The organism is Chitinimonas sp. (assembly GCF_041904975.1).
In the GTDB taxonomy this organism is placed as follows: domain Bacteria; phylum Pseudomonadota; class Gammaproteobacteria; order Burkholderiales; family Chitinimonadaceae; genus Chitinimonas.
In genome coordinates, this window is record NZ_JAYRLZ010000262.1 from 1 (window position 1) to 5,933 (window position 5,933).

The 5,933-nt window shown below is 64.9% G+C and carries 4 protein-coding genes; 2 read left to right on the forward strand and 2 right to left on the reverse strand.

Going from position 1 to position 5,933, the window contains the following annotated elements; all coding sequences use genetic code 11:
- Together ACE3OH_RS18340 and ACE3OH_RS18345 are read right to left on the reverse strand one after the other, a co-directional pair.
- The coding region (locus tag ACE3OH_RS18340; RefSeq protein ID WP_374356562.1) for a hypothetical protein at window positions 1-431 on the reverse strand (431 nt) is incomplete at its 3' end.
- 74 nt (window positions 432-505) lie between these two features.
- Window positions 506-1,111, reverse strand: coding sequence for a putative metalloprotease CJM1_0395 family protein (locus ACE3OH_RS18345; RefSeq protein WP_374356565.1), 606 nt, complete (start codon window positions 1,109-1,111; stop codon window positions 506-508).
- Between the two features lie 213 nt (window positions 1,112-1,324).
- Here ACE3OH_RS18345 and ACE3OH_RS18350 point away from each other — a divergent pair, with 213 nt between their 5' ends.
- Both ACE3OH_RS18350 and ACE3OH_RS18355 read left to right on the forward strand, forming a co-directional pair.
- On the forward strand, window positions 1,325-2,998 hold the full coding sequence (locus tag ACE3OH_RS18350; RefSeq protein ID WP_374356568.1) for an autotransporter assembly complex family protein: 1,674 nt from the start codon (window positions 1,325-1,327) through the stop codon (window positions 2,996-2,998).
- Window positions 2,998-5,933 (forward strand): hypothetical protein (locus ACE3OH_RS18355; protein ID WP_374356571.1); only part of this gene is annotated, 2,936 nt, incomplete at its 3' end. The genes ACE3OH_RS18350 and ACE3OH_RS18355, both read left to right, overlap by 1 nt.

Below are 5,933 nucleotides of genomic sequence, written 5' to 3' on the forward strand. Positions count from 1 at the left end.
GCTACCTCATCGCCGATACCGGAGGCCGCGCACAGCAGGCCGATATAGGCGGTGTAGCGGTGGTTGCGCTCCAGCCGGTGCAGCTGCGGCTCGACATCGCGGCGCAGGATTTCCCAGCCCTCGTCGCTGCGGCCCACATACCACAACACGGTGGCGTATTGCACCTGGCTCATGGTCACGCCGGCTTCATCGCCGAGCAGGGCAAATTCGGCCCGCAAGGCCTGGTAGTCATCCAGCTGCGATACCAATGGCTCGCGTGCAGTGTCGCAGACCAGCATCAGAAAGCGCGCCCAGGTCTCGTCGATACGCTTGCTGGCGCCCATGGCGCAGGCTTCGGCGGCGACGGCGATGGTACGGGCTTCGTTGTGATCCTTGTAGCGCAGGCTCCAGAATTGTTCGATCAGACGGCGTGACGGGCTTGGGGTATTCATGCGGGGAGGAAGGCAGAAGCAATGCAGCGCAGTGTATGCGATTGCAGCGTGGCCGGCACGGCTGCCGGGCAGGATCAGGCGTAGGCGCTGATCAGGGAGGTGGCCGGATTTTGGCTGCCGTCGCTGTAGGCACGGTTGATGCGATCACTGGCGCGGTCTGCCAAGGGCGCATCGGCTTCATCCGGGGTGCGGCTTTGTTGCTGCAACTGGATGGCGGCATCCTGGGCCAGCTGGCTGGCTTCGGCTGCCACGGCGCGATCGGGGCCGGACGGGTCTTTCGGTGCCAGTGCAGCGCGCTGGATCTGCTTGGCTTTGTCCAGTGTTTCCTGCGGGGTACGGCCCGGCGAGACATCGATCTGCACTTCGCCGCCGACTGCGTAGTTCTTGCCATCCGGGCCTTTTTCGAAGCTGTAGCTGGGGCCAGACACCGCGATGCCGCCGGCGGCGGCCAGGTGGGCCTGCTCATGCTGGCGTACTTCGCGATCGCGTGCTTCCAGCTTGGCTATGGCTGACTGCTGGGCGTCGCTGTATTTTTTGCCGGCAGTAGTGCTGCTACTGATATTGGTATCGAGATTGGCGCCGGCGACGCTGACATTGGCGGGCTCGGCCAACGTGCCGGCAGTATCAAGCCGTGGCTTGACACTGAATGCAACACTGCTGCCGATGGTGGAAATGCTCATGATCACGTTGCCTGGAATGGATTGGGGAAAACCCACTGCCCCACGCCATTTTATGCCGTCAGCGTAGCGCGGCCAACGCCGGTTATCGATTTCTGAAAGGCGTGATCCGGGGTGGCTCAAACGCGCTCTGTTACACTGCTGGCCGTGTTTACACCCGCTTACCGCCTGGCGGCGGTCCTCCTGTTTTCAAGTTCACCGGCGCTCGCCCAGGGTTTGGCTTATCAGGTAAGCATCCAGGCGCTTGCGCCGCTGGACAAGCTATTGCGTGAGCAATTGGCCATCGTGCGCTGGCAAGGTAGCGACTATGTCGATGCCGGTCAGCTCGATCGCCTGCTGGCGGCAACGCCGGGCGAAGTGGAAGCCTTGCTGGCGCCGCAGGGCTATTTCAGCCCGCATCTGGCGGTGGACGATCAGCTGCAAGATGGACAGCGCCATTTGCAGCTGACCATCACGCCAGGCGAGCGCACGCGGGTCAGCGACGTGAACATCCGCCTGCATGGCGCCATACAGACCATGCCGGACTACCAGCGGCGCCTGGCGGGCTTGCTCGAAAGCTGGCCATTGGCCATCGGCGCCTATTTCAGCCAGACAGAATGGGACTCGGCCAAACGACGCGGCTTGCAGTCGCTGATCATCGAGGGTTTTCCTGCCGCCAGGCTCAGTGCAAGCCAGGCGCGCATCGTGCCGGAGCTGGCCAGCGCCGAGCTGTCGGCCAGCTATGATTCCGGCCCGCGCTTTACCTTGGGCAAGCTGGAAATCAAGGGCCTGCAGCGCTATCCGCGCAGTCTGGTGGATGGCTTGTTGACCTTTGCGCCGGGCGATGACTACAGCCAGCAGCGCCTGCTGGAATTTCAGACCGCGCTACAGAATACCCCCTACTTTTCCAGCGTCTTGCTCGATGTTGCCACCGACCCGGCACAGGCCGAGCAAGTGCCGGTAAAGGTCGAGCTGGTGGAGGCGCCGCCGCACAAGACCGATGCCGGCCTCGGTTATGGCACAGACAAGGGGGCCAGGCTCAGTCTGGGCTACCGCGATGCCAATCTGCTGGGCCGGGGCTGGATCGGAGCGCTTGATCTGAATGCCCAGCAGCGCGAGCAGACACTCGATCTCAAGCTGCAACTGCCGCCCGACAGCGGGCGCTATACCCATGGCTTCAGCTACCGGGCCCAGCATGAGGATATTGCCGGTCAGCAGCTGTGGCAGCAGACGCTGGCAGCCACGCGTACGCGTTTGCGTGGCGAAATCGAAGTGAGTCAGAGCCTGCAGTACACGCGTACCTGGCAGCGCACCGAGCAGGGTAGTACCAAGCTCAACACCGCCCTGGTGCCTTCACAGTCCTGGACGCGGCGCGATCTGGACAATCGCAATGATCCACGTAGCGGCACGGTGATCAATATGCAGCTGGGCGGCGCGGCGCAAGGCTTGCTGTCCACGACCAGCTTTTTGCGCACCTATGCTCACCTCGTCTGGTATGTGCCGATCAACCGCGACAGCCTGCTGCTGATGCATGGCGAGGCCGGCCAGGTGCTGACGCGTGATCCGGCCGATGTGCCGAGTGACTGGCTGTTTCGTGCCGGTGGTACCGGCTCGGTACGTGGCTATGGCTATCAGACCCTTGGTGTGGATAGCAATGGCGCGGTCGTCGGTGGACGGGTGCTGGCCACGGGCGGTATTGAATACCAGCGCAGGGTATGGCGTAACTGGCGCGCTGCGCTGTTTGCCGATATTGGCGGCGCTGCCGATCGCTGGCAGGACTATCACGCGGTAAAGGGCTTTGGCGTGGGCGCGCGCTGGGCCAGCCCGGTCGGCCCGTTTGCCTTCGATCTGGCCTATGGTGCCGATGCCCACAATCTGCGCTTTCATTTCTCGCTGGGGGCGGGCTTCTGATGGCCGTGTCCGCCAAGCCTTCCCGACGCAGCCTGTGGGCGCGCTTGCGGCTGTTCTGGCTGGAGATACTGATCTTCAGCTTGCTCTGCCTGCCGCTGCTGCTGGTCGGCCTGGCCGCCAGCGATGCCGGTACGCGCTGGCTGCTTCAGGCCGGCGAGCGCTTGTCGGGCGGGGCAGTGCAGTTCAAGGTGGTGTCGGGCAGCTTGCTTGGTCACCTCAAGATCAACGAAGTGCAGCTGCATAGCCAGGCGGCGCAGCTGCGCATCGCCGGGCTGGCACTGGACTGGCAAGCGCAGCGCCTGTTTGCTGGTGAGCTGGCGATCGATCGTCTTTACCTCGGACATATCGATCTGCACATGCCCGATAGCCAGACGCCGCCGAGCAAGCCGGCTTCCCTGCGCCTGCCGCTGGCCGTGGCGCTGAGCGATGTGCGCGTCGATGGGCTGAGCCTCAATGGCCGCAAGCTGCTCGACCAGCTGGCGTTCACGGTCAGCAGCGATGGCGACTACCATCGCCTGCAAGGTCTTACCCTTGCCACCCCCTGGTTCAGCGGGCGCGGCGAGTTACGTCTCGATGGCCGGGCGCCGTTCCAGCTCGGCGGCTCGGTGAATCTGCAGGCGAGTCATGCCGAAGCAAGCTGGCAAATGGCCGCCTTGCTGGGCAACCGGCTCGATGATCTGAGCCTGACCGGGCAGGGCAGCGGGGCGCCGGCCGGCATGGCGCCATTCCGGCTTGGTTTCGATCTGCGCCTCGATCCGTTTGCCGCCAGTCCCTACGGATTGGTGAAATCCGGTCGTTTCGACAGCCATGCGGTTGATCTGCACAGCTTTGCTGCCAGCTTGCCGCATAGTGCACTGGATATCGAATTGCGCGCGCAGCCACAGGGCGAGCAGGTCGCCGCGCAGCTGGCACTGGTCAATCGCCTGCCGGGAAGCTGGCCCGACCAGCGTCTGCCGCTGGCGCAGCTCGATGCCCGCCTGCGTCTGAGCAGCCATACCGCACAGATCGATGCACTGACTGCCAGCAAGGGCGGCGCCCGTATTTCGGTGAGCGGCCAGCTCAGCCGGCAGGCCATGGCACTATCGGCCAAGCTGGCTGATGTGCCCTTGGCCGACTATGGCGGCCCGGCGCTGCCGCTGAGCGGCGAATTGCGCATGACCGGCGCGCCCAGCCTGCCGCAACTGCAGGGCCGGCTGCGTTCGGCCAAGTTGCTGGCCGATATCGATGGCGGATTGCAAGTACAGGGCGGACAGCACTGGCTTTTGGCAAAGACATTGCGCCTTGCCGCCGCTGGCGGCGAGCTGGCACTGAATGGTCGCTTGGCGCTGGGCAGCGGCCGCGCGTTTTCACTGGAAGGCCAGTACCAGCATTTCGACCCAGCCAGCCTTGCTGGCTTGCTTGGCTATCCGCTGGCCAGCGGCGAACTGAATGGCCGGATGACGCTCAGCGGTGCCCTGCAACCGGCAGCGCGCGCCAGTGTGGTGCTGGCCTTGCGCGATAGCCGCTTCAATGGTCAGACGTTGTCCGGCGATGCCAGCGGCACCCTGGTGCAAGGGCGGCTGAGCGCGGTAGCCATGAATCTGGCATTGGGCAGCAATCGCCTCAAGGCCAGCGGTGACTTTGGCAAGCCGGGCGATAGTCTGGCGCTGGACTTTGCCCTGCCCAGTATCGCCGACCTGGGCAATGGCTTTGCCGGGCGGCTGGAAGCGCGGCTGCGCCTGTCCGGCACCCTGCATCGTCCCTCGATCGATGGCAGCGCCCGCGCCGATCAGCTGCGCCTGCCCGGCGGTGTTGCGGTCAACCATGCACAGCTGCAGGCAAAGATCGACGCGGTAGCGGCGCAAGCGCTCGACGCGCCGTTTGCCCTCAAGCTCGATGTGCAGGGCATGGCGGCATCGCGCTTGCAGCTTGCCAGCGCCCATATCGATCTGCAGGGCCAGCGCGCGGCCCATCGCGGCACCTTGAGCGGGCAGGGCAGTGTGGCAGGGCGCGGCTTTGATTTTGCCGCGACGGCTAATGGCGCGCTGGACGAGCATGGCTGGCGCGGTTGGATCGAGCGGCTGGAAAACAGCGGCGATCTGCCCTTGCGCATGCAAGGTCCGGCGCGGGTGCAATTGGGCCTGGGCCACGCCAGCATCGACGAGATGCAGCTGCTGGCGCTGGGTAGCCAACTGCGTATCAATCATGCCGACTGGCAAGGTGCACGTTTCGCCGTGGTCGGTGATATTCGCGATGTGGCGCTGGCCGACTGGCTCGCGCGTTTTCCCGAACTGGCGCCACGCGTCAATACCGATCTGGTGCTGGGTGGGCGCTTTGATCTGCATGGCGATCAGGGGCTGGGTGGCAGCCTGACGCTGGAGCGCCAGCGCGGCGATATTTCCCTGCTGGTTGACGACCCGCTGGTGAAGCCGATGCCGCTGCGGCTCAGCGCGGCAAAAGCCGCACTGGAGCTGGCGGGCGATACGGCAGCGCTATCGCTCGATCTGCAATCGGCCTCATTCGGCTATGCGCGTGGCCGCTTCGCCAGCCGTTTTGTGCGTGGCGCGACCGGCTGGCAGCCGGCACCGGGGGCGGCGCTACAGGGCAGCTTGCATGCGGAAATGCCAGCACTGGACTGGGTGGGCCCGTTGCTGGGCCCCACTGCGGCGGTAAGCGGCCGACTGTCTGCCGATTTGACTGCCGACGGCGCGCTTGGCAAACCAAGCTGGTATGGCCGCCTCAAACTCGATGATTTTGGTCTGCGCCTGCCCGAGCTGGGTACGCAATGGCATGACGGCAAGCTGGAGGCGGTGTTGCAGGGCGAAACCGCGCAATTGACGGCGCTGTCACTGCAGGGCGGTCGCGGCGAGGCAAGCGCCTCGGGCCGGCTATCGTTGCGCGAGGCGGGCCCGGAAGGCGCATTGACCGTGCGGTTCCGGCAATTTGGTGCCCTGAC

Excerpts from the sequence above, each read along its gene's own strand:
- ACE3OH_RS18345 (WP_374356565.1), bottom strand. The coding sequence starts at position 1,111 with ATGAGCATTTCCACCATCGGCAGCAGTGTTGCATTCAGTGTCAAGCCA.